The sequence below is a fragment of the Paenibacillus sp. AGC31 genome (assembly GCF_057334655.1).
Map to the genome: position 1 here is coordinate 67794 of NZ_JBHFJH010000025.1, position 22931 is coordinate 90724.

A 22931-nucleotide genomic window follows, 5' to 3' on the forward strand; every position below is an offset into this window, starting at 1 on the left:
TGCGTGAACGGATGAGCATGAAAAGGGAAGAGGCAGATGTCGTTATTGTGGGAGGGGGCCCTGCGGGTATAGCGGCAGCCATTGCGGCTGGACGGCAGGGGATACGAACAGTGCTGGTGGAGCGATATGGATTCGTGGGCGGGATGTCAACTGCCGCTATGGTCTATCCCTGGATGACTTTCCATACGGAGCGCGGTGAGCAGGTCATTAAAGGTATTGCGCAGGAGATTGTGGATCGTTTGCAGGCGCGTGGCGGCTCTCCGGGGCATCTGCGCGATACGGTTGGATTTGTGCATACCGTCACGCCTTACCATCCAGCCATCTTTCAGGTGGTTGCGGCAGAGATGTTGCGGGAGGCAGGTGTCCGGCTTCTGTTGCACAGTTTTGTGGACGAGGTGGTCGTTGTAGAGGATCGGGTGGAAGCGGTGCGAGTGACCAACAAGTCTGGAAGAACGGAGTTCCAGGCGAACGTATTCGTGGATTCAAGCGGGGATGCGGATCTGGGTTATCTTGCGGGTGCTTCTGTGGCAAAGGGACGAGACAGCGACCATCAGTCACAGCCAATGACCATGAAATTCCGTATGCGTGGTGTGGATCTTGGACAAGTGAAACAATACATGCTGGAGCACCCGGAGGATTTCTATGCCAAGACCCCCTTCTCGGAGCTGGACAGCATTCCGTTAACCGGGGTAAGCGGCTTCTACTCCCAGTGGAAAAAAGCAGGTGTGCCGATTAATCGCGACCAGGTATTATTTTTTACCGGACCGGCAGAGGATGAAGTGCTGATTAATTGTACGCGGGTGCAGGGACTTGATGCGACGGATGCCGAGGATCTGACCTCTGCGGAACAGGAAGGACGGAAGCAGGTGCTGATGATCGCTGAGTTTTTGCAGCGTGATGTGCCTGGATTCGAACGGGCTTCGATCTCGGCAGTAGCACCGCAGATTGGTATTCGTGAATCGAGACGGATCATTGGACATTACGCTTTGACCCAGGCGGATGTGGTTGCAGGGCGAAAGTTTGACGATGTGATCGCTAGAAGCGGTTACCCGATTGATATTCATGACCCTTCGGGTCAAGGCGTTGTGGCTGCCTTTATAGAGGGAGATGGGGCGTACGATATTCCGTATCGCTGTCTGATCTCTCGCAATATCCGCAATCTGCTGGCGGCAGGACGCTGCATCTCCACCACACATGAGGCGCATGCAACGACAAGGTTGACTCCAAGCTGTATGGCTACCGGGGAGGCCGCGGGAACAGCGGCTGCACTAACAGTGAAGATGAAGCTGGACCCGGTGGAACTGCCGATCGAGCTGTTACAGGCGGAATTACGTCGCAACGGAGCAGCGATCTAGCAGATGAGAGCTGATTGTGGACGAATTGGGCGATCGGGTGAATCATTAATAGTGGGAGTGGGTGTTTATTTAATTCGCGGTGGCGTACGTTTTAACGAACCTGAGACGTCTAATTCAGGAATATAAGCTGAAATGAAAAATGTAACGAATCTCAGTGAAGTTATTTTACTCAAAACCCTGTAATAGGGGGTAAAAGCGGGGTAAATCGGAAGAATAGAGCGTCTACGATTCGTTAGATTAGAAAATGTCCCGAAAAAGGCTAAATAAGCTTCCTTCAGTTCGTTAGAAATTGGTGGGAAGCTCGTGAATTGAATGATGAGCATAATTGTAGCCCCAAAGACTCCAAATCCACTGCATAGCATAGGTGAATTTAGAGTTTTTGGGGCGTTCTCATTCTTTTCATTTATTAGATTCTTTCCTTCGAGTCTATTCCTTCATGTTTCGTATTCTTTCATGACTTATTCCCTCTGATTATCAATTCATCCGTGCCTCAAGTCGCCTTGCGACAATGGACAGCGCGTAGTTGATGGCAAAATACAATACGGCTGCGAGCAGCAGGGCCGGGATAATGTAATCGAAACTTTGACCGCCAAGGATCTGCACGTTGTGCATCAGCTCCGGCAGAGAGATGATGATCGCCAGTGAAGTATCCTTCAGGAGTGAGATGAACTGGCTGACCATCGGCGGGGACATGCGGCGTAGCGCCTGTGGCATGATGATGCCACCGAGGGTCTGCATGTAGCTCAAGCCCGAGGAGCGGGCAGCTTCCACCTGACCGCGCTCAACGGACTTCAGACCGCTACGGACGATCTCGGCAATCATCGCGCCTTCAAACAGACTCAGTCCAACGACCGTGGACCAGAAGACGGACATTTTAATCCCGAGCTGTGGAAGTACCATGTGAATGAAGAAAATGATGAGCAACAGTGGCAGATTCCGGATCGTATCCACGATCACTGCCACGATCTGTGACAGAACAGGGATACGGGTAAACCGGATCGTACCCAGCACAGTGCCAAGCACAAAGCTGAATATAATGGATAGCCCTGCTACCTGCAGGGTAATCAGGAATCCTTGAAGCAGGAAACGAAGGTTGGGCCACGCATAGGCCCCGCTAAAGTCCATATTTTATTAGCCTCCTTCTGTATGCAGGAATGGAATATTGAAGATCAATAGATGGGGCATGGACAAGCCAATATATTTCCCGAAAAATCTGCGCAGGGACAAGTCAATCTGTTACATGGTGACCTGACCTGCCGGTTTGTTCTTTTTCGGTTTGCCCTTCGTGTTGCGCGCCTCTGCATCGCTCTGTCCAAACCTGCGCTCCATATAATGCACCAGAAAGCTGAGTGGTAGTGTCAGCACCAGATAGAACAGCGCAACAATGGTGTACACACTTAGCGGCTGGAATGTATCCGAGTTAACCAGGTCGGCAAAATACATAAGATCCATACCGGCGACAACGGCAAGAATGGATGAGTTTTTGACCAAATTGATGAACTGGTTGCCGATGGACGGCAACACAATTTTGATGGCCTGGGGCAGAATGATCAGGTTCATGGCCTGTACATAGGACAAGCCGGAGGACCTTGCTGCTTCCAGTTGTCCACGCGGCACCGTCTGAATGCCCGCTCGGATTGCTTCGGCAATGAAAGCGGCGGTGTAGATAGTCAGACCCAGAGTGCCGGAGACAAACCCATCCAGCGAGATGCCTAGTGCAGGCAGTCCAAGATAGAAGAAAAACACAACCAACAGCAATGGGATGTTTCGGATAAATTCCACAAAAGCGGTGCCGATCCAGTTCAGCGGTTTCACAGGGGATATCCGAAAGATAGCCAGGATCGCGCCAAGGATAAAGCTGCCAATGAGAGCCATAATGCTCACTTGAATGGTATTCAGGAACCCTTCCAGAAAACGATCCGAGTGTCGCATTAGTACGCTGAAATCCAATGTGCCCATATAGGCGAAGCCTCCGTTCTCCAGATGTAGAAACGGCGATTACGTCTGCTCATGCTTCGCATCCAGCAGACGAATTCGCCGCTTACCTATCTTAATTCGGGTTACTCGGGCTTCGCGCCCAGCCATTTCTCATGTAATGTGTCATATTCCCCGCTATCTTTCATGCTTTTGAGCAGCGTGTTGACTTCCTCCACGAAGGCAGTGTCGCCTTTGCGAATGGCCATACCATAAGGTTCGCTTGTGAAATTGCCACCAACCAATTGGAAGCTGTTATCCGTCTGTTGCATGCCGATGAGGATGATGTTATCTGTGGTCAGCGCTTCGCCTTTACCTGCTTTGAGAGCAGTGAATGCATCCTGATAGTTATCGAATTCAAGCACCTCAGCATCCGGGGCTTTCTCGCGAATATTCTGAGCGGATGTGGAACCTTTCACCGCGAGTACTTTCACTCCGCTGAGGCTTTCCAAGCCGGTAATTGCACTGTCATTTTTCACCAGCAGGGACTGCCCTGCTTCAAAATAAACATCACTGAAATCTACCTGTTCCTTACGCTCATCCGTAATCGTCATTGTGGCGATGATGATGTCGATATCTCCATTTTGCAGCATGGGAATACGCGTCTTGGAAGTGACCTCTTTCAGTTCGACCTTTGTCTCATCTCCAAGGATCTGTTTGGCGAGTGCCTTGGCGATATCAATATCGAACCCTTCAACGTTGCCACTTGCGGGATCTTTCAAGCCAAACAACTTCGTATCGTATTTCACACCGGCAATGAGCTTGCCGCGTTCCTTAATCCGCTCAATTGTGCCTTTCGCCTCGGCGTCACCACCACCGCTCGCTGAAGGTGTATCTGTACCTGTACTACAACCTGACAATACAAGGGAGAGAATGAGGACAAGCATAAATGATGGCCATTTCAATAATTTCTTCATGAATAAAGACCCCTTTCAAAATGGAATATTGGATTATTCTCAATGATGAATCAGACGGCTCAGGAATTGCTGTGCTCGTTCTTCTCTGGGGTTGTCAAAAAATTCAGCAGCGTTGGCCTCTTCAACAATTCGGCCTTCGTCCATGAAGATGACCCGGTCCGCAACTTCGCGGGCGAATCCCATCTCATGGGTAACGACGACCATGGTCATGCCATTATGGGCAAGGGAACGCATAACATCGAGGACTTCCCCGATCATCTCGGGATCGAGTGCGGAGGTAGGTTCATCAAAAAGCATGATTTTGGGCTCCATGGCGAGTCCTCTGGCGATGGCTACCCGTTGTTGCTGTCCACCGGACAACTGGGAGGGATAACTGTCTGCTTTGTCGGCAATGCCCACTCGGGTCAGATACTTCATTGCTGTTGCGGCTGCTTGTTCTTTGGGTTGTTTGCGCACCTTCATGGGTGCAAGGGTAATGTTATCGATGACTTTTTTGTGAGGATACAGATTGAAGTGTTGAAATACCATGCCGATGTCACGGCGGAAGAGGTTAATGTCCACCTTTTTCTGATGTAGAGGAATCCCACTGACGACAAGTTCACCTTCGGTAATGGTCTCCAGGCGGTTAATACAGCGGAGTAATGTGCTTTTGCCGGAGCCGGAAGGTCCGATAATGACGACGACCTCTCCTTCTTCAATGTGAAGATGGATATCCTTGAGGACATGAAAATGACCGAAATGCTTCTGGACACCCCTAAATTCAATCAAGAGTACACCCCATCCTTTCTGCAACGTCTGTGTGTAAAAGGGATAATAAGGAATAAATTGAAACTAGTTATTTAATCATACATAGTCATCCTGCTTATGGCAATTGGTTTGTGATAAAACATGACATAAGTAATGGGTAACCTAGGGCTATAGCCAGAAAATATGTTATATATCTGTCATGTTATTAATTCCCTTGTGACGAATCCTGACAGAAAAATGAATCTATTCTCCTAGTTGTTTTCCAACCTTTGTAATAGTTGTATAGAGTATACTGGAAGTGATGTTTGATTTATGACTCTGATTAACAAAACAAATAGCATCAAGTTCCACGTGTACATGGCAAGAAAGCTCAACCCTACACGTCATGCCATTGATATGATGGAGTGAGAGAGTGTCCGTTTGAACGTAAGTAAAGAAAGTAAAAGCGATATATTGATCATTGATCCCATAACAATTCCATTACATGTAGAGAGGATGATTCTGCACGATGAATACATATCACTCCCCAATGTCGACAGGAGCAGGTGCCCAGTCCGATGTTCGAGCTTATGAAGCCAATTTGCCTGTCATCCCTGCTCAGGATTTTCAGCTTACAGACTATGGAGCTGTTGGAGACGGCGTAACAGATAATACGGAGATGTTCCGACTTGCCATCGCTTCATGTGCTGAAGCAGGAGGTGGAAGAATCGTAATTCCTGCCGGGGTATGGCTCACAGGCCCAATTGTAATGCGCAGCCGGATTGAGCTACATGTGGAAGCAGGGGCACTGGTTACATTTAGCCGAGATTTTGATCAATACCCATTAATTGCATCAAGCTTCGAAGGCTGGCAGGTGGTACGTTGCCAATCCCCAATCGATGGTGATCAACTGGAGGATATTGCGATTACTGGTGAGGGGATATGGGATGGGGGCGGGGAGGCATGGCGTCCGGTGAAACGCTCCAAAATGACCACTTCACAATGGAACCAATTGGTCGCTTCCGGTGGTGTTGTAGAGCAATCCGGTGGGGATGAAGAAATCTGGTGGCCTACCACAGCTGCACTTGAAGGCGGCACCATTGCGAATCGATTGCATCAGGAGCAGGTAAGTGATACCGCTGCCTATGAAGAAGTCAGAGACTTTTTGCGCCCCAACATGGTCAGTTTACGGAGATGCAAACGGGTATTGCTGGACGGTCCAACGTTCCAGAACTCACCTGCATGGAATCTGCACCCCTGGGCATCTGAGCATGTCACCATTCGTAACGTGAGTGTGCGGAATCCGTGGTTTTCTCAGAATGGAGATGGGCTGGACATTGAATCCTGTCGTCATGTGGTGGTGGAGAAGAGTATATTCGATGTCGGTGATGATGCGATCTGTCTAAAATCAGGCAAGGACGCCGAAGGCCGTGAGCTTGGCCTGCCATCGGAGTACATCACCATTCGGGATTGCACGGTGTATCACGGTCATGGCGGGTTTGTCATTGGCAGTGAAATGTCCGGTGGTGTGCGGCATGTGCGAGTATCGGATTGTACGTTTATCGGAACGGACATTGGACTTCGCTTCAAAAGCGCACGTGGGCGCGGCGGAGTGGTCGAGGACATTCAGATTGAGCGCATATATATGAAAGATATCATTATGGAAGCCATCTCGTTTTCCTTTTTCTATGCAAATCAGGAAGGCTCTGCCCGGGGCAGTGATCTGTCTCAGGAGATTAGCGAAGAGACGCCAGTGTTCCGGGATATTCGAATATCGGATGTGGTCTGTGCCGGTGCCGACACTGCATTGCTTGTGAGTGGATTGCCAGAACTGCCTTTGGATGGGGTGATCATCCAGCGTTACAGCGTGCAAGCTCGCAGTGGTATCCAATGTGCTCATGCGAAACATCTGCATATCGCTGAATTGCAGGCGCAGATCACCGAAGGTCCGCTGGTTCATTTGCACCAGTGCAAAGGGGCAGAGTTAGAGAGCATTCAGGGCAAAGGCGCAGATGGCCGACTTCTGATGGTGACAGGACACGAATCCGCAGGCATTGTCTGCCGAGAAGGTGATGCCGATACAGAAGGTCGCCAGATCTCTGTTGGTCCCGAGGTACGAAGTGGTGTGATCATTCGCAGGTAAAAGTTATGTAATAAGGTTTATACAAGTTGGTCAAACTCAGCCGCAGTGGCGTAGCCATAGATCCAGTAATCGTGGTGCTTCACGATATAAGGGATGCGTAATCTCTGGAGCAAGGCCACCCACTCGGCTTTTATATGAAGTTATCGGATGATCTACCGGTGTTCCTTGCGATAGCGCAGCGGTGTTGTACCGGTAACCTGTTTGAATGTTTTGTTAAAATGAGCCGTATGCTCAAATCCTACCTTCTCTGCGATCATTTGTACACGCTCTTGTGTGGAAAGCAGTCTTCGCTGTGCTTCCCGGATACGAACAACACGCAAGTATTCGCTGAACCGAAACCCCGTAAATCGGCTGAACATCCGGCTCAGATAGGATGGGCTGATATAAAAACGATTGGCTGCACCCTCCAGCGTAAGTGGTTCGGTATAGTTTTTATTCACATAAGTGACAATTTCACTGATTTTGTCCTGCATCGGATGCAAGGGGCCGGGGCATGACTGCCGGATGTTCTCCTCTACCCGATGAATACGGATCAAAAGTTGGGCAAGCAGACTTCTTACGGCGATCTCATAGTGAGGGCGTCGCTCTTTGCATTCTTGCAGCATCTGCCACAATATACGCTCCATCTCGGGCTGTTCCGCTTCAGGCAGGCGAAGGAGTCTTGAACAATTAAAAGGCAGCAGACCACATATGCCAAGTTCCATCCCCGTTGCAAAAGCAGGCGAAAAACCGATTAATATCCGTTCGAAGCCGGGAATACTTCCTTTGGAGGTGGTATGTACATCGTGTGGATTAATCAGAATGAAATCACCCTTGCGGGCGGACAGAATCTGACCATTCATGGAATAGACTCGTTCACCTTCAAGCAAGTAATACAGTTCGTAGAATGGATGAGCGTGAGGTTGTGGCATACCATTCCCATCATGTCTTCGCATATGTTCAATGGTAAATGAATGTTCACCGATTCGGTATTTGGGTCCAATCCGATCCTCTATGAGACTCATGGTACAGCTCCCCTCTGCTTCACGGATTAACAGCGATATCCATATCATAACGGAAAATCCATCTTTTTGTAAACGCTATCATTGGAAATGAAATATTTCTTTAATCCTATCGTTAAAAACCGAGAGAACGAATCTGGCATGGCCCATATGTACTGTCAAGGTGACAAAACTTGAATGATGTTTTAGAGTAGGGGGAGAGAGGCGAAACTCTGGTTAAGGAGTGTCTCCAATATGATTTGGAAGGAAGGAAACAGGTTATGACGACACATGAATTATCGCCATTGGTTGCTGCGCTCAATATGCAGCCTCACGTTGAAGGCGGTTGGTATAAGGAAGAATGGAAGGCATCTTATCAGATTCCACAGTCCGTTCTGCCGGATACATACTCCGGCCCACGATTCTCGGCAAGTTCCACATATTTCCTGCTGCATGCACATGAAATCTCCGAGTGGCATACGGTTCTGTCCGATGAACTTTGGTTGTGGCACAGCGGTAGTCCGGTTGAACTGAAGCTGGGCGGCAACGGGGAGAACCCGGAGAACGAGGAAGTTCTTGTTCTGGGGATGGATATTGCTGCGGGGCAATCACCACAGGTGCTCGTTCCTGCCGGCGTATGGCAGACAGCGCGTCCACTGGGCGATGAGCCTGTACTGGTAACTTGCGTAGTAGCGCCAGGTTTCCACTTTGATGATTTCAAGCTGGTATCCAAAGGCTAAGTATAACTTTTATCACGAAATCCCGATCCAGGTGCATAGGCATCCGAATCGGGATTTTTTTGGATTGCGCGTATTAAGTATGCTAAGGTCTGTACCCAGTTCAGGGATAGATCATTCCCTTTTGAATAAGCATCACTTTTGGCAATAACTGATCACTTGGGATTCTCGTTACTCATCCAGCTGTCCACATAAAACTCCTCATGATAATCCGGTTGCTGAGCGAGTTCTTTAAGCTTCTGTTCAGCTTCTTCAGCGGTAAGATATTCTCCAATAACTGCTGTAAACTCACCAGTGGACGTTTTGAGGAAAGAGATGTCCTTATCCGAATAGGATTCTTTAATTATACCCATTGATTCTCCAAAAGGCATTGATTCTGTGCGGAGAGAGTATACTTTCCAAGGTGTGACCGGTTTGCCGTCGGAAGTCAGTTTCACTTCCAGGTATCCAGGGTTCTTGAATTCCGTTACGGCATACTGTACCCCTTCTTTTAGTACAACTACGAATCCGACGGAAGAGTCGTCTAAAATCATGGAACCATAAACATCTTTCACTAAAGGCTGGGTCATGAAGTCTGCTTTGACTTTCTCTATATCCATGTAACGTGCACCGCTAAAAGTGAAGAGGATACGATTCGGTGCTTCTTTGTGTACCACATTATAATGGGGTGCATCATTAGTCTGAGCTTGCTCGTCAGTGCTAAAATTGATTTTAAGCGTATTTTCGGTTGCTTCCGATCCCACAGTTACTCCATCGGTAATCTTGCCGCCATCGCCGAATTGAAGTACCTGAACAATCGTTCCGACCACAGGTATTTTGGACATGGCGTTTGCTACGGAAGGGATGTTCACCACGAAGAGAAAAGCAGCACATGCCGCTATGACTGAAGCATAACGAATCATTCGAGATGAACTCTTGCGAGCAGCAACTCTTTTCTGGGCATGATGAATAACATCAGTAAGTTGAGCAGGGATTTCAATATTTTCGTAACGATCTTTTCCTGTCATACGTTCTCAACCTCTCCTTCAATCAAATAAATTTTTAATTTTTTGATAATACGATAGAATTTGGACTTAACTGTATTTTCCGGTATGGAGAGCACTTCAGCCATCTCTCGAAAAGGAAGATTCACAAAGAATTTTAATATAATATAGGCTCTTTCCTCGGGGATAAGCCGGTCCAGTGCGTCATATAGATCCATTTTTTCTTCTAGCGACGCCCCTCGCTCTGGAGCCACAAACTCCTGCACATGATCCTCCATATAGGTCACTCGCTGGTTACGTCGAATATGATCTATCGCTGTGTTAATCACAATTCGTGACATCCAGGAATCAAAATAAGTCATGGACTCCATCTTTCCATAAGCGATGAACCCTTTGTAGACCGCTTCGGATACGATATCCAGCGCTTCTTGTTCATTTTTAACATAGCAGTATGCCAGTCGATATAATTTATTTTGAATCTCTGTTATTTTTTCGCTGAACTGTTCTTCTTTTGTCTTTTTATGGTTCAGTCTAATCACTCCTGATCCCCCCTGATCAACCTAAATATTCAAGTCACCGCTTGTTCCAGGCCTGGATTCTATAGAAGTGCTTGAGTTCGCTTGACACTCGTTAGACTGATGAGGAGAAGAAATAGTTCTAAACGGTCAAAAAAACTTTTTTCTTTTGACCCTGAATAGGATAAAGAGCCTCGCCTCCATTCTTAACAACGAATAGTTTACCTATAACATCACATACCAAAACACCCGCTCTTCCAAGATCGAAGGCGGGTGTAATCGAATTCATCTGCTTATATTAGAAGTTAAAGTTATCTGGATCAGAACCAAAGCGTTTGTTCTCGTTCAGGCCGTTAATCTGCTCTATTTCTTCCGAAGTTAACTCAAAATCGTAGAGGTCGGCGTTCGCGCGAATACGCTCAGGGGTGACGGATTTCGGTATGGTCACGATGCCGTTCTGCAGATCCCAGCGCAAAATCACTTGTGCGGGGGACTTGCTGTATTTGGCGGCGATGTCCTTCAGCAACGGATGATCCATCAGATGACCTTGTCCGAGCGGAGACCAGGCTTCAATCTGAATCTGATGTTTGTTGCAGTACTCACGAAGCTCTGACTGAATCAATAGTGGGTGAAGCTCTACCTGGTTAACTGCCGGTTTGATCGTGGCATCAATCATCAAGTCTTCCAGATGGTGAATCTGGAAGTTGCTCACACCGATCGCCCGGATGCGTCCTTCTTTATGGAGTTTCTCCAGCGCTCTCCATGTATCTTTGTACTTGCCCTTAACCGGCCAGTGGATGAGATAGAGATCCAGGTACTCCAGTTCAAGTCGTTCCATGCTGGCTTCAAAGGCAGCTAGCGTGGATTCATATCCCTGATCGCTATTCCATACTTTCGTGGTAATGAACAGATCCTCACGAGCTACTCCAGATTCACGAATACCCTGAGCGACACCTGTTTCGTTGTTATACGCTTTGGCTGTGTCGATGCTGCGATAACCAGCTTGAATGGCTGTTTTGACAGCATGAACGACTTCGTCTCCGTCTTTAACTTTGAATACCCCAAAACCCAGCCATGGCATTTTGACTCCGTTATAGAGCGTGGTTGTGTCCTGCACGTGTTTCATGGTCCGAAATTCCTCCTCTTATTGATTCATTGTTCCACTATGTAATTACCCTGCTGTTCAGCAGCCAATCGATATCGAAGGGCCGTCTTGAATGATTATACTAAACTCTTCCTTGTATTGGAAAAGGGAGCGATCCATTTTACGAAACAAACGCCGCTATTATCCTTTTTCTTCAACCAGAGGTTTGGTTTTGACGCTTGTGGGTGATAAGATGAAGTATACGAAACATGGAAGTCAAGACTTTGTAATTGGAGGGTTTACATAAGAACAGACGAAGTACGGGATCGGGTACAGACCGGACCGTACGATTAACGATAAAGGAGCAAGAATACAATGGCTAAACCTAAACAAACCAAAAAAGCAGCTGCCTGGTCTCTCGTAGTGATGGGAGCAGGATTTGCTGCATCCTTGCCGTTCCAGGGCGCTCCTGTGGGCAAGTTGCTGGTAGGATCATTTGAAGCGGGACTCGTGGGTGGACTTGCGGACTGGTTCGCCGTTACCGCATTATTCCGTCACCCGCTTGGCATTCCCATTCCACACACGGCATTGTTGCCGAAAAATCGGGATAAAATGACGGAAGGTCTGGTCTCCGCAGTAGAGAATAACTTGCTCAACAAAGACAGCATTACCGAGAAAATTGCAGATTTCAAAGCAGCAGAGACGGTGCTCGATACGTTCACACGTGAGCTTCACAGTGATGGGATCAAAATCATGATTGATACGCTCTGCAAACGAATTCTGGCGGGTCTGCCGTTAGAGCAGATTGCTCCGCTCGTAGCACGTGAGATCAAGTCACAAGCGGGCGCCTTTGATCTGGGTCCGATTCTGGAACGGGCTGCCCACCAGATGACGGAGCGGGGTTATGACGCCAAAGCGTTGGACTACGGACTGAAGCAAGCCGAGGAGTGGCTGGTTAAACCCGAGACGATCATGTTTTTGGGTGAAAGCGGCATGAAAGCCATTAGTGGCATTCAGATGAACGGATTGATGCAGTTTGCGATGAATGCGTTCCTGGGTTATATGAACGAGGAGCGTCTGGGTGGCATTTTACAAGGATATCTCTTCGATCGGGTAGAGGATATGAAACGTGAAGGCAGTGCTCTAAGGTACAAGGTGCTTGATGTGGTACGTACCCAGACGGTGCGTCTGGCAATGAGCGAGGCTATGCAAGATGGAATCAACAATTGGAAGAACAATATGCTGGAGGGCTGGAACGCAGAGGAAACGGTGCTGAACAAACTCACCGAACTGAGAGACAAGGCGCTCGCCGCGATGGAAGATGGACAGTATGTAGATACGTATGCACTGCCTGCCATTGAGCGGGTATTGGTTGATCTGCGGGCAGATGACGAGTTGATGACAGGCATGAATGCCAAGATTATAAATGGCGTCACAACACTGCTGGAGAAAAACCATTCCAAAATCGGTAAACTGGTACGCGAAAATGTGGACAAAATGGACAATGCCACTTTGGTTTCGATGATTGAGGATAAGGTTGGACAGGATCTGCAATGGATTCGGATCAACGGAGCCGTTACCGGATTCGTTATCGGGATTGCGCTGACTGCGCTGCAGATGGCATTGGCATAACAGTAAATCATGCAAAAGGAGGGCCGCTCTTTCAAGGAGCAGGCTCTTTTTGTCGTGTATGGGAAAATTATGATGTACTTGATGCAAGAATTAGGAAAGTGGGTAATGTACACCAAAGTGTTCTATTTGAATCATATAGGAAGAAAGTTACATGAAAACGATTCTGTTAGCCGATATGGCTCATGTTGATTTTGTACTATGATGCAGGTAACAGATGAATAGGGTGTACTTCACATATAGTGAATGCCTCGATTCTATCATGAGGGGGGATCCGTATTAAACGTGCAGGATGGTTGAAGGGTTTGTTCACACTAATGATGGTGTTTACTATATTTTTGGGAGGTTGTCAGAACATGAATGCAAGTGAGAAGGAAGCTCTATACCAAGAAGCTGAAGCAACCGTAATTCAGCACTTCAAGCAGAAGTTTGAACTGGATGTTGTAATTACAAGCAAAGAGTTGTTGCCGGAAATGGCAGTGTCCCAGATTGGGCTGAAAGGGCATGTGAAAGATCATGAAGATCAGAGCTTTGGCATTTCGTACGACTACAAAAAGAAAGTAACCAAGAACCTGGTCATTAGCCCTGAGATTGAGGAAGTGATGATGGCCAAGGGACATAATCCATACGACAAATAAAGGGAGGTGTAGTTATTGAGTAACGGGTCCAATATTGATGATGAAACGTATAAAACGATGTCTGATCTAGCCTACCAGGATCAAAAGGCTGGAGACAAATTAACGGAACTTCCCGGATGGGAGGTCCTTGAGGGGACGGAAAGCAATAAATTTTCCGGTTTTGATGCTGTAACATTTTATAATCCCGAGACCAAGGAAGCTGTCATTGCTTATCGTGGTACAGAAGGAAGTGCATCCTTGGATCGCTCTGTACCTGACTTTGTCATGGATGGCCGCATTGGGGGCGGAGAATTGATTCGTAAGGGCCAGCAGGAGGCCGGGAATTTTGTCAATAATCTTACGCCGGATTGGCTCGACAAAGGGGTCGAAGGTGTCAAGGACTTCACGGGGATATCCAAAGTGGAGGACTGGGCTGGTGACAGGGTAAGAGATGTGGAGAACTGGACGGGTGATCGCGTAAAGGATATTGAAAAAACCGTTTCCCCTACAGGCTGGGCCAATCAGATGTATCAATCCGAAGACTACGCAAATCACATGCAGAACAAGCATAAGGATCTGAATTTCTCGATGACCGGACATTCCTTGGGCGGGGGAAATGCACAATATGCGTCTGCTTATACAGGAATTCCAGCCGTGACATTTAGTGCACCATCTGTAATGGGTAATTTGACGCCAGAAATGCGGCGCCGGGCTGAAGCGGGTGCATTTGACGGGCAGGTTGTGAACTATGCCAATCCCAGTGATCTGGTAGCCAGCGGAACGCTGGGAGGATATGACCGGCATGTGGGATCGACCTATTACATCAACTCCGATTATGACTCGGCGAATGACGGCGTGAGTATTATCGATAAAGCCAAGAACTCATTTGGCGGGGAAAACTATCACAGTCTGGATCAATATGATTTCAAAAATGGTTACATATCCAATGATCTGTACGATCCGATTACTGGAGAGAGAATTCGCTATTCACCACGCCTTATGGATCACATGGGACCGTTGAGCAAGAACTTAGGTCCGTTACGTTCCAAGTCTGGTGGCGGTGGAGGTATGGCTTCGGCTGCTGCGGCTTCAGGTCTGATTCAGGTAACGCCGGAAGAACTGAAAAGTGTCGCTTCGCGGTGGAAGCAAAATGCACAACAATGCAATGCTGAGCTAAACCAGGTACGAAGCCGCATGGCTCAATACCTGCATACAAGCCGCAGTCGCAGGCTGGAGCCGATTGTCACCCAACTGGACGCGTCAATTCAAGAACTTAGCACATGGCATATGAAACATACCAGTCAGTTCCTGAACTTTATTGATGAGAAAGCAGATGCTTTCCGGCAGGCGGACGAGAGTCCGGTTCATTTTAATTAGGAACCAGGTTGGTTAATGTCGATATCACGTACATGGGGGAGGGGAATGCAAGTGGGTGGACAATTGCTGGTGGAATTGAATGATCTTCGAATCGCGGAAAAAGAACTGACACAGCTGCTTGCCCGTCTGCAAGCCGATGAACAGGAAGCGAGGGCGTTATACAGTCGCCTGAACGATTGGAAAGGCCAGTCTGCTGACCATACAAGGCAGCAGATTGAAGAGTTTTTTGCGGGCCTGTCCAGACGTATTCAATCCATTGAACAGCAGAAGAAAAGCTTGCTGCAATACATTGAGATCATGATCCAGACGGATCAGGAACGCTAAAAAGGGGTAAGGCTGATGCCATATTGCGGATGGCAATCAGCTTGGATAAGAGTGTGACCGTGGAGCAGCATGATTAGTTCTAAACCACGGGAACATGGGTAGCCAATCAAGATGATGATAGCTAAAAAGCCTATGGCATACCGGGTTTGATCCCGGTGCCATAGGCTTCTTTGTTATCTGAATTTTTCTCAGGTTTTCGTAAATCTGTGAGTTAGTTCTTAACGTTTTTTGCGGCGTGTAGCCAACGCGATTCCCAAGAAGGACAGAATCAGAGCCAGAATGGATACGATCAACGTTGCTTGTTGAAGCTTCAGCGTACCCGGGTCTGTATCCGTGTTGCTTGGCTCACCTGTAACGGTGTCATTGAGTGCATCGCCCAGGGTGGTGTCATCGTTATCTTTGCTATCGTCGGTAGCTGCATTATCCCCAGTGGCGCCTTCTGTACCTGCACTATCGTGTCCATCGTTGGCATGACCTCCACCTGCCGCAGCATTACCAGCAGCAGCCGGATCTTCGCTAATCGTTGTGATACTGTGCGGGTTGGCATCACTTGGTTGGCCTGTCCATTCTACGATGCTGCCATCGCTGTAGTATTGGAATGCATCCCAAGCTACTTCACTTTCCGCCTTAGGGTTCTGTGCAACGAAGTTGAACTGCTGGAATTGTCCTGCCAGAATTCCCTCGTTATCGCCGTCAATCTCCCACGTAATTGATGTTACTTCATTGGAATCGTTCTTCTCTGTAGTGATTTTCCAGCCTGCCAGTGGTTGATATTGCTTGAATGCAACACCTTTCGGAACTTTCATGGTAATTTTGGTCGTAGGCAGTTCTTTCTCGGATGGAATCTTAATCGTGTACGTCTGCCATGCGCTTGTCTGTGCAACGGATGGGCTAACGGTAACGTGAGCGCTCGCGAATCCGGCGAATAACATGAATGCTGCGGTACCTGTTGCGATAGTGGATGTTAGTTTGGAAATCCATGATGTTTTCTTCAAAATAAATAACCCCTTTCAGTTCTTATCATATATGATGCGGCCCATTCTCTTAAATGAGTGTCTACGTTCTGCAAAGGCACCGTTCGGTTACGAATGGTTCTTTCGATTACCGTTATTCCCGATTTTTTTGATTCAACTATATAAATTGAACTAAAGATGGTTTACACATGCACTCCGATGACAGAATAACCTTCCAATCGCTGTTATCCCCAGATTTTTTGATTCCCTTTTCTTAAGGAGAAAATCTGGTGATAAAGGCGAACGCTTCGCTTTTTCAGGTTTTTTCTGTCCTCTCCGTTTCAGTGTAAATAATAGTTCAATTTATATAGTAATAAGTTGAAATCCGGGAATAAAGGCGAGTGCTTCGCTTCTCCAGAATCAATTTCGTATCCTTCACTACATTTGCAGTTTGTAGAAACACTAATTTTAGATTGGGTCACTTTTCAATTTAAACGTTGTGTAACTATGGCTTGGCGGTATCAATCTCAAATTCGGCATCCAGTGCATCCAGCGTTTTGGTCAGGAGATGTACCTTGATATTCCAACGTCCAGGCATGGAGATGTAATCTTCAGCCTTGTACACACCAGTATCATTTTTCGGAATGGTGATCTCATAGATTCCCATATCCATGTCCAGATGTGTGAGTGACAGGGTGATCTGTTCCAGATCATTAATGATACTGCCATCTGCACGTTTCACATCGACTTCAAATTGGTTCTCTCCCGTTACATTGGGACTCACCTGAAGTGTGATCGACGAGCCGTCTTCTGTAGTCTTTGTTTCCTGATACGGACCGACCGCAGCGGGTTGTCCTGGAGACAGATGTGTCAGTACGGCAGCAAGAGCGAGAATCACAGCACCAGTAGCAAGCTCGGCTTTCAGGCTGCCGGATAATCTGCTTCCCGTTGCTGCTCTTGCCAATCTGGAATGACGCCATGCAAAGAGAACCATCACAATCAGCAGGACGATCTTGCCGATCAGGACAAGGCCATAGGCTGTAGTGAACAGGGAGGTTAGCACGGGGGCAGGCAGAATAATCAGACTGCTGTATATCCCAGTAGCAACCAGAGCGGCTACGGCGCCAATCCCCCAGGCGGTAAACCTGCGAATAGCAACCCAGTAAACTTCTCCTCGTACCTTCGAAGGCAGCTTGTCTGCCAGTGGGGGCAGACATATCGCCATGGCGGTTAGTGCGCCAATCCAGAAAGCGGCACCAATCAGATGTATGAAATCCATAGCAATCGCGAGAGCACGTTGATCCGCCGCAGCCGGATGTCCCGTCATGGCATGCGAGAACAGCCATCCAAGCACGAGCACGAGTGATCCGTAAGAAGACCAGATGCGAGCACGGATGGATCGATCACGATCATATCCGGAGAGAATCGTGACGGCCAGCAGCATTACAATGAGTATCTGTAACATCCAGATCTGACCAAAGGATGTCAGCTTGAGCGCACTTCCGATCAGTGCCCAGCTTAGTTCGTTCAGAGCCACACCAGATTCATATAACGTATTCAGTGGCAGGCTGACCAGAGCGGCAAAGGAAGCAGCAGCGTAGCTGATCCATAACAATCTGTAGCTACCCGGAACGTCCATAGGTTCTCTTGTCATGGATGTCGGTGCAATTCGCAGCAGCAAGAATGCAAGTGTCCCCAGAATGACAGACAATCCGAGATACTGAATCCAGTCTGTCAGGGAAACGATCCATTTCAGCGGTCCACCTGTTGAACCGGAACCGGATGTAAGATCACTCAGTCCGGCAGGAGAACCGGATGGTTCACCGATGTGGAAAACATATGCCCCTTGGATGGGGTGCCCATCGGCAGATACAGCTTTCCAGTTAACGGCATAAGTCCCGTTCCCGAGTCCAGCCTGAAGGCCAGTCTCCAGAATATGAGGGCGATTCACATCAATCTGTACATTTCCATCGTCTGCCTGATTGCCGTCAGGTCCGGTAATTTTGATATCATAAAAGGCCGTCTGCAAGGATTCGTTGAACTCCATCGTCAGCCGCTCCGGAGCAGCTACGAGGATCTCATTTTCTCCTGGCGAAGCCTTAACAATATAAGCATGGGCAGATGCCCACTGTGGCATAACAAGGCAGCATACGAGCAACAGGCAGGTGACCAATGCCCAGTGCCGTTTGCCCCATTTCAGGGTAAAGCGTGTAAAAATCAAAAAATCATCACCCTCAGGTTATAGATTTGTAGTCATTCATGGTCCTTTAAGCACAATCTAACCCATTATAACTTTGTCCAAAATGACTGCGTATGACTACATTGGGCTATAAAAAAACGATTTGGTCTACATAAATGTGACAAAAGCATGAATGTGTACGTTGCAGAACAACATCTCGTCTCGTGTTACAAATCTCATATAGGTATGTGTTACGTTCGTGCTACCATTCACATATCACTACGAAACTGCGCTATTTGCGAAGTTTACGTCCCGCAAGCCCGCTCTCTAGCGCATAGCGGGTGAGTTGTACCCGGTTTTCAAGCTGGAGCTTCTGCAAAATGTTTTTGAGATGATTCTTCACGGTCTGGTCTGAAATACCGAGTTGATCGGCGATCTCCCGATTGGTATATCCCGCGGATACCCATTGCAGAATCTCAAGTTCCCGCGCTGTTAGCGGGTTATCTTGCATATCTTCACTGCGTGGTGCGGGAAACTCCTGCAAAATCCGGTAGGCCAGTTCCTTACTGAGCGGTGCGTCGTCACTGACGATGGCGCGCAGGTATTCAAGCCAGGTGGAAGGCGTTAGATTTTTGAGCAAATAGCCTTGAGCGCCTTGTTTCAATGCTTCGAACAGAAAGGTCACATCATCCGATACAGTCACCATAACAACAATAACATAAGGGAATTGCAGCTTGATCTGACGGGTGGCTTCCAGCCCATCCATGCCCGGCATCTGCACGTCCATCAGGATCAGGTCGGGCATCCATTGCCCGGTGAGCTCCAGCGCTTCCTGTCCATTCGAAGCTGTACCAATCACTTCAAACAGGCTGTCCTCGGATAAAATGCTACAGATCGCTTCACGCGCATGCGCATGATCATCAACAACCAATACACGTACATGTTCCATATTAAGTATGCTCCTTTCCTATCGTCATTCGGGTATGCCCTGATCTTGAATCGAGGGTAAAAGACCACCCCATCTCGGCAGCACGCTCTTTCGTAATTCGCAGTCCGTACCGATCCTTCAGATGAAGAGGATCTCCAGGTAGTCCATTCCCATTATCCTGAATATAAATGAACCAGGCAATTGGGTTACCTTCCGCGTGAACCTGAACGCGGGTAGCCTGCGCATGTTTGCGTACATTCAGTAAACCCTCCCGGATACAAGCGAGCAGTTCCACTTGTTCCTTGGCAGAGAACGTTACACCCTTGAGGTCCCAATGAATCTGTGCACCAGGTACCGTTTCCTTGACGAGCACTTCAACCTGCGCATGCAGTGAAATAATTTCTGATGTTACCGTAGAGGAAGGAACAAAACGCAACTGGGCGATAGCTTGCCTTACATATGTATTGACTTCATGCACGGTTTTTTGAATCTCCTGGATCTCATGCTCATGTCCGCTGCCTGCCAGACTACGGCCTGCTTTATCAGTCTTCACTGAGAGCAGGAAAAGAGACTGAGATATGCCGTCGTGAAGTTCCCGTGCCAATTGGTCACGAGCTTCCAGAGCTGCTTTCGCTGCACGTTCCTGCTCCAGAGCAGCCCTGGCACCTTCGAGCATGTGGAACAATCGGCTGAGCAGTGTCACGCTGACGAGATAAACAATGACGGGTGTTAACCAGTTCCCGGCGTCCATCGAAAGGTATGGCATCAGAAACTGATGGCGAATATATTCCCAGATGCCAACCGTGAAAGTGGGGATCAGCAGAATCATCCATTTAATTTGTTTATAGGACATGAATGCAGAACTCCTTTGATCTAGGATTAGCTTAATTAGGTACTTTATTTATATAGGGATGGGACCATTATAACGCAAGCTTGTCCAAGACCCTAGTCTGTGTCTTTGGAGAAAGCTGGGGAGGATCAGGGAGTATTTAAAAGGATATCTAAGAATGACAAGGGGTGAAATGTTGTCACGCTAGGTGAGGGTTGGTGTGACCAGCTGAGGAAGGCTGAGTCCGTTTTCCCTATCGGAGAAGGTCCTCTATACTTATATAGAACGTGAATTCATTACAAAACATGTTAAGGAGTGAAGCAACAACATGAGTCAAGAAGTATTGGAACGTCGCAGTGAATTGCTCAAAAAGAACATTCACCAGATGCTTGTTCAAGACAATCAGCACGGTATCAGTCGCCAAGACAACATGTTTTTGCAGCAGATGATTAAAGAGCTGCATCAGACCTCACATGAACTGAATACCAAATCTTAATGTAGAATCTGCACGAGAATGAAGTTGTCTGGTGTACGATTCATTCCATGAAAATGAAAATGGCGCTATCTCCGATCAGACCGGGGATAGCGCTTTGACTTGTTTAGGGGCTTATAGAAGAAGCTCCGTTCATCTTACTGCAACTGTTGCTGAGCGGTTCTTTTCTCAATATATTGAATGAACAACTCGGCAAGCTCCGGATCGAACTGTGAACCCGAACATGCGCGTAGCTCCCGAATCGCTTCTTCCACGTTCTTGGTTTCCTGATATGGCCGCTCTGTCGTCATGGCATCAAAGGAGTCAATCACGGTCAGCATCCGGCAGAGCCGGGGAATCTCGTTACCCTTCAGGCCGTAAGGATAGCCTTTGCCATCATAGCGTTCGTGGTGAAGTTCAATATACGGAATCAGATCGGCGAAGCGATCGTTGGTGATCACCATTTTTTTGCCCCAAGTGACATGTCCTTTGATCGTTTCCCATTCTTCTGCAGTGAGCTTGTCCTTTTTGTTCAGAATGGACCAAGGAATCTCCAGTTTGCCGATGTCATGAATCAGTGCTCCCAGCACGAAACGACGTTTTTCCGCATTGTCCAGTGCAAGCAATTCACTGATATCCAGGGCATATTTGTAGACCCGTTTGGAATGTTTAAAAGTATCCATATCCTTGTATCTGAACAGATTGAGCTGCTGCTCAATGTCACGAACGTCCTGTACCAGATCAATCTCGTGTTCCATGCCATCATTGCTACCGTGGCGGTGCACGTTATTCTTGCCCTGTTTCTTCGCATAATACAGTGCTTTATCCGCCTGATCCACGAGCTGGGATTTGTTATACATATCCACCTGATAGGGCGCGACGCCAGCAGAGAAGGAGAGACAACCGTGTGGAAACACTTCAACACCTTCAAACGGCGTGTCGTTCAGTTGTTTACGAAGCTTGTTCATGAACCTGTAGGATTCGTCCAGTTCCATGCCTGGCATGAGCAAAGTAAACTCTTCCCCTCCATAACGAAAGGCGGTAACAGGTGTGCCTTCCGTCTTGCGCATCAGAAAATCTCCCAGCAGGGCCAGCAGACTGTCGCCTTGTAGATGGCCAAACCGATCGTTATACTTTTTGAAATCATCAATATCAATAAGCCCCAGACAGAGCGGTGTTCCTTGCGTACGAGCGGTAGTCAGTTCATTTTCCAGCATACTTTCAAAATAACTATGGTTGAACAGACCTGTGCGTTGATCCGTGTTAGCTTTCTCCTCGATGGTCTGATACATGACAAACAATTGCTTGAATGCATGGGAGAGCAGAATACTGAGACTCAGATACAACAACAGACCGAGCACGCCATTGTGTACAACCAGAATCGTCAGGACAAGCGCCAGAATCAGCGTACATAAATAAACCAGCAGGGATTCGGTAACGAATGCCCGCTTCATCTGCTGTAATGCATCCTTTGTTGAGAAATGAAAGAATAAGCCAAGTGTAATCGTGTTGATGATGAAGTAGGCTGCGAGTGCTGCAAAATAAGGAATCAGGTTATAACCGTCCAGAGTTCCCGATTGCCCGCCAGTCCACTCAAACACGGCAGCTGCTCCCGTAATCATGAGACTGTAGATGCTGAAATTGACAATATGTTTCCACCAGGTAAGCTTGCGCTCTTTGATTAACAGGATGATGGAGACAGGAAGCAGCACAGATAAACTGAAAGCTCCGCCAAACATAAATATACAGGCAAGGTATACCGATGAATCCATGGATTGCTGATTGCCTTTGGGTGGAATCTGGAACGTGAAATAATCCAGAATTAACGCCGCACCCAGCATGGTGTAGACCATAACCCAATCCGCCGTGGTTAGATGAAGATAAGACCACTTGTTCATGTACAGAAAAACACCGATCCCGGTAAAACTAAGCAAAATAACATACAGACTGCTTCGATCTGCCTTATGGATAAGGTTACGAATAAAGTTCATAAAAAATCTCCTGCTTGGGTTTAGTCTACTCTTGATGTGTATATAATTGGTGTTTTGTATATGGATATACTATATAGATGTATAACATACCAAGTTGCCTGCCAAAAATCCAGAAAGAAAAAACAGGCCGCTGGCAGCCTGTTTGTCTTGTTTGGCGGTATGGATACTAGCCGCCCAGCTTGTATCCCGAAGTTAACGCTACAACGACAGAAGCCACG

21 protein-coding genes are annotated in these 22931 nt (G+C 47.7%); 8 read left to right on the forward strand and 13 right to left on the reverse strand.

The annotated features are described in order from the left end of the window. The first annotated feature begins 17 nt into the window (after window positions 1–17). On the forward strand, window positions 18–1355 hold the full coding sequence (locus ACE04G_RS10525; protein ID WP_449004350.1) for an FAD-dependent oxidoreductase: 1338 nt from the start codon (window positions 18–20) through the stop codon (window positions 1353–1355). A 474-nt stretch (window positions 1356–1829) separates the two neighbouring features. On the opposite strand, the gene ACE04G_RS10530 is transcribed toward ACE04G_RS10525, so the two are convergent. The 4 genes from ACE04G_RS10530 to ACE04G_RS10545 all read right to left on the reverse strand — a co-directional run bounded on the left by ACE04G_RS10530 (window position 1830) and on the right by ACE04G_RS10545 (window position 5014). Continuing rightward, a complete protein-coding gene (locus ACE04G_RS10530; protein WP_339190173.1) occupies window positions 1830–2480 on the reverse strand; it encodes an amino acid ABC transporter permease in 651 nt (216 codons plus the stop codon). 111 nt (window positions 2481–2591) lie between these two features. Then, on the reverse strand, window positions 2592–3314 hold the full coding sequence (locus ACE04G_RS10535; protein WP_449004305.1) for an amino acid ABC transporter permease: 723 nt from the start codon (window positions 3312–3314) through the stop codon (window positions 2592–2594). 101 nt (window positions 3315–3415) lie between these two features. Next, window positions 3416–4246 carry a transporter substrate-binding domain-containing protein gene (locus ACE04G_RS10540; RefSeq protein ID WP_047840395.1) on the reverse strand — a complete coding sequence of 277 codons (831 nt, stop codon included), beginning with the start codon at window positions 4244–4246 and terminating at the stop codon, window positions 3416–3418. 39 nt (window positions 4247–4285) lie between these two features. After that, window positions 4286–5014 (reverse strand): amino acid ABC transporter ATP-binding protein, encoded by a 729-nt coding sequence (locus ACE04G_RS10545; protein ID WP_051449904.1) that lies wholly within the window; start codon window positions 5012–5014, stop codon window positions 4286–4288. A gap of 487 nt (window positions 5015–5501) precedes the next feature. On the opposite strand from ACE04G_RS10545, the gene ACE04G_RS10550 reads away from it, so the two are divergent. Further along, window positions 5502–7115: a glycoside hydrolase family 28 protein gene (locus ACE04G_RS10550; RefSeq protein ID WP_449004306.1), complete on the forward strand. Its 1614-nt coding sequence runs from the start codon at window positions 5502–5504 to the stop codon at window positions 7113–7115. Window positions 7116–7267: 152 nt separating this feature from the next. Here the strand turns inward: ACE04G_RS10550 and ACE04G_RS10555 are convergent, their stop codons facing one another. Continuing rightward, a complete protein-coding gene (locus ACE04G_RS10555) occupies window positions 7268–8119 on the reverse strand; it encodes an AraC family transcriptional regulator (RefSeq protein WP_449004307.1) in 852 nt (283 codons plus the stop codon). Between the two features lie 257 nt (window positions 8120–8376). On the opposite strand from ACE04G_RS10555, the gene ACE04G_RS10560 reads away from it, so the two are divergent. Further along, complete coding sequence (locus ACE04G_RS10560) at window positions 8377–8835, forward strand: cupin domain-containing protein (protein ID WP_076216501.1); 459 nt, start codon at window positions 8377–8379, stop codon at window positions 8833–8835. A 152-nt stretch (window positions 8836–8987) separates the two neighbouring features. Here ACE04G_RS10560 and ACE04G_RS10565 read toward each other — a convergent pair whose 3' ends face one another. The 3 genes from ACE04G_RS10565 to ACE04G_RS10575 all read right to left on the reverse strand — a co-directional run bounded on the left by ACE04G_RS10565 (window position 8988) and on the right by ACE04G_RS10575 (window position 11456). Further along, a complete protein-coding gene (locus ACE04G_RS10565; RefSeq protein WP_449004308.1) occupies window positions 8988–9839 on the reverse strand; it encodes a hypothetical protein in 852 nt (283 codons plus the stop codon). Further along, window positions 9836–10354, reverse strand: a complete 519-nt coding sequence (locus ACE04G_RS10570; protein WP_405131248.1) for a sigma-70 family RNA polymerase sigma factor — start codon at window positions 10352–10354, stop codon at window positions 9836–9838. The genes ACE04G_RS10565 and ACE04G_RS10570 overlap by 4 nt, the downstream gene beginning before the upstream one ends. Window positions 10355–10628: 274 nt before the next feature. Continuing rightward, a complete protein-coding gene (locus tag ACE04G_RS10575) occupies window positions 10629–11456 on the reverse strand; it encodes an aldo/keto reductase (RefSeq protein ID WP_221823867.1) in 828 nt (275 codons plus the stop codon). 333 nt (window positions 11457–11789) lie between these two features. Between ACE04G_RS10575 and ACE04G_RS10580 the strand changes: the two genes are divergently transcribed. The 4 genes from ACE04G_RS10580 (at window position 11790) to ACE04G_RS10595 (ending at window position 15361) form a co-directional block, all read left to right on the forward strand. Beyond that, entirely contained in the window at window positions 11790–13046 is a 1257-nt protein-coding gene (locus ACE04G_RS10580; protein ID WP_449004309.1) for a DUF445 domain-containing protein, read from the forward strand. Window positions 13047–13399: 353 nt separating this feature from the next. Further along, window positions 13400–13681, forward strand: coding sequence for a hypothetical protein (locus ACE04G_RS10585; protein ID WP_100527832.1), 282 nt, complete (start codon window positions 13400–13402; stop codon window positions 13679–13681). Between the two features lie 15 nt (window positions 13682–13696). Next, entirely contained in the window at window positions 13697–15037 is a 1341-nt protein-coding gene (locus ACE04G_RS10590; RefSeq protein WP_449004310.1) for a Tle-like phospholipase domain-containing protein, read from the forward strand. 45 nt (window positions 15038–15082) lie between these two features. Then, window positions 15083–15361, forward strand: a complete 279-nt coding sequence (locus tag ACE04G_RS10595; protein WP_237177562.1) for a hypothetical protein — start codon at window positions 15083–15085, stop codon at window positions 15359–15361. Between the two features lie 218 nt (window positions 15362–15579). Here the strand turns inward: ACE04G_RS10595 and ACE04G_RS10600 are convergent, their stop codons facing one another. The 4 genes from ACE04G_RS10600 to ACE04G_RS10615 all read right to left on the reverse strand — a co-directional run bounded on the left by ACE04G_RS10600 (window position 15580) and on the right by ACE04G_RS10615 (window position 20274). After that, window positions 15580–16356 carry a YcnI family copper-binding membrane protein gene (locus ACE04G_RS10600; RefSeq protein ID WP_449004311.1) on the reverse strand — a complete coding sequence of 259 codons (777 nt, stop codon included), beginning with the start codon at window positions 16354–16356 and terminating at the stop codon, window positions 15580–15582. 463 nt (window positions 16357–16819) lie between these two features. After that, window positions 16820–18535 (reverse strand): copper resistance CopC/CopD family protein, encoded by a 1716-nt coding sequence (locus ACE04G_RS10605; protein WP_449004312.1) that lies wholly within the window; start codon window positions 18533–18535, stop codon window positions 16820–16822. A gap of 250 nt (window positions 18536–18785) precedes the next feature. Then, on the reverse strand, window positions 18786–19442 hold the full coding sequence (locus tag ACE04G_RS10610) for a response regulator (RefSeq protein ID WP_449004313.1): 657 nt from the start codon (window positions 19440–19442) through the stop codon (window positions 18786–18788). A 1-nt stretch (window position 19443) separates the two neighbouring features. Then, window positions 19444–20274: a sensor histidine kinase gene (locus tag ACE04G_RS10615; protein WP_221823874.1), complete on the reverse strand. Its 831-nt coding sequence runs from the start codon at window positions 20272–20274 to the stop codon at window positions 19444–19446. 304 nt (window positions 20275–20578) lie between these two features. Here ACE04G_RS10615 and ACE04G_RS10620 point away from each other — a divergent pair, with 304 nt between their 5' ends. Next, the gene (locus ACE04G_RS10620) at window positions 20579–20746 is read left to right on the forward strand and encodes a hypothetical protein (protein WP_017691019.1); all 168 of its coding nucleotides are present in this window, start codon (window positions 20579–20581) and stop codon (window positions 20744–20746) included. A 134-nt stretch (window positions 20747–20880) separates the two neighbouring features. On the opposite strand, the gene ACE04G_RS10625 is transcribed toward ACE04G_RS10620, so the two are convergent. After that, window positions 20881–22713, reverse strand: coding sequence for a bifunctional diguanylate cyclase/phosphohydrolase (locus ACE04G_RS10625; protein ID WP_221823876.1), 1833 nt, complete (start codon window positions 22711–22713; stop codon window positions 20881–20883). Window positions 22714–22931 lie beyond the last annotated feature (218 nt).

Excerpts from the sequence above, each read along its gene's own strand:
- ACE04G_RS10610 (WP_449004313.1), bottom strand. The coding sequence starts at position 19,442 with ATGGAACATGTACGTGTATTGGTTGTTGATGATCATGCGCATGCGCGT.
- ACE04G_RS10535 (WP_449004305.1), bottom strand. The coding sequence starts at position 3,314 with ATGGGCACATTGGATTTCAGCGTACTAATGCGACACTCGGATCGTTTT.
- ACE04G_RS10555 (WP_449004307.1), bottom strand. The coding sequence starts at position 8,119 with ATGAGTCTCATAGAGGATCGGATTGGACCCAAATACCGAATCGGTGAA.
- ACE04G_RS10625 (WP_221823876.1), bottom strand. The coding sequence starts at position 22,713 with ATGAACTTTATTCGTAACCTTATCCATAAGGCAGATCGAAGCAGTCTG.
- ACE04G_RS10525 (WP_449004350.1), top strand. The coding sequence starts at position 18 with ATGAAAAGGGAAGAGGCAGATGTCGTTATTGTGGGAGGGGGCCCTGCG.
- ACE04G_RS10585 (WP_100527832.1), top strand. The coding sequence starts at position 13,400 with ATGAATGCAAGTGAGAAGGAAGCTCTATACCAAGAAGCTGAAGCAACC.
- ACE04G_RS10575 (WP_221823867.1), bottom strand. The coding sequence starts at position 11,456 with ATGAAACACGTGCAGGACACAACCACGCTCTATAACGGAGTCAAAATG.
- ACE04G_RS10565 (WP_449004308.1), bottom strand. The coding sequence starts at position 9,839 with ATGACAGGAAAAGATCGTTACGAAAATATTGAAATCCCTGCTCAACTT.
- ACE04G_RS10530 (WP_339190173.1), bottom strand. The coding sequence starts at position 2,480 with ATGGACTTTAGCGGGGCCTATGCGTGGCCCAACCTTCGTTTCCTGCTT.
- ACE04G_RS10620 (WP_017691019.1), top strand. The coding sequence starts at position 20,579 with ATGAGTCAAGAAGTATTGGAACGTCGCAGTGAATTGCTCAAAAAGAAC.
- ACE04G_RS10580 (WP_449004309.1), top strand. The coding sequence starts at position 11,790 with ATGGCTAAACCTAAACAAACCAAAAAAGCAGCTGCCTGGTCTCTCGTA.
- ACE04G_RS10615 (WP_221823874.1), bottom strand. The coding sequence starts at position 20,274 with ATGTCCTATAAACAAATTAAATGGATGATTCTGCTGATCCCCACTTTC.
- ACE04G_RS10560 (WP_076216501.1), top strand. The coding sequence starts at position 8,377 with ATGACGACACATGAATTATCGCCATTGGTTGCTGCGCTCAATATGCAG.
- ACE04G_RS10595 (WP_237177562.1), top strand. The coding sequence starts at position 15,083 with ATGCAAGTGGGTGGACAATTGCTGGTGGAATTGAATGATCTTCGAATC.
- ACE04G_RS10550 (WP_449004306.1), top strand. The coding sequence starts at position 5,502 with ATGAATACATATCACTCCCCAATGTCGACAGGAGCAGGTGCCCAGTCC.
- ACE04G_RS10540 (WP_047840395.1), bottom strand. The coding sequence starts at position 4,246 with ATGAAGAAATTATTGAAATGGCCATCATTTATGCTTGTCCTCATTCTC.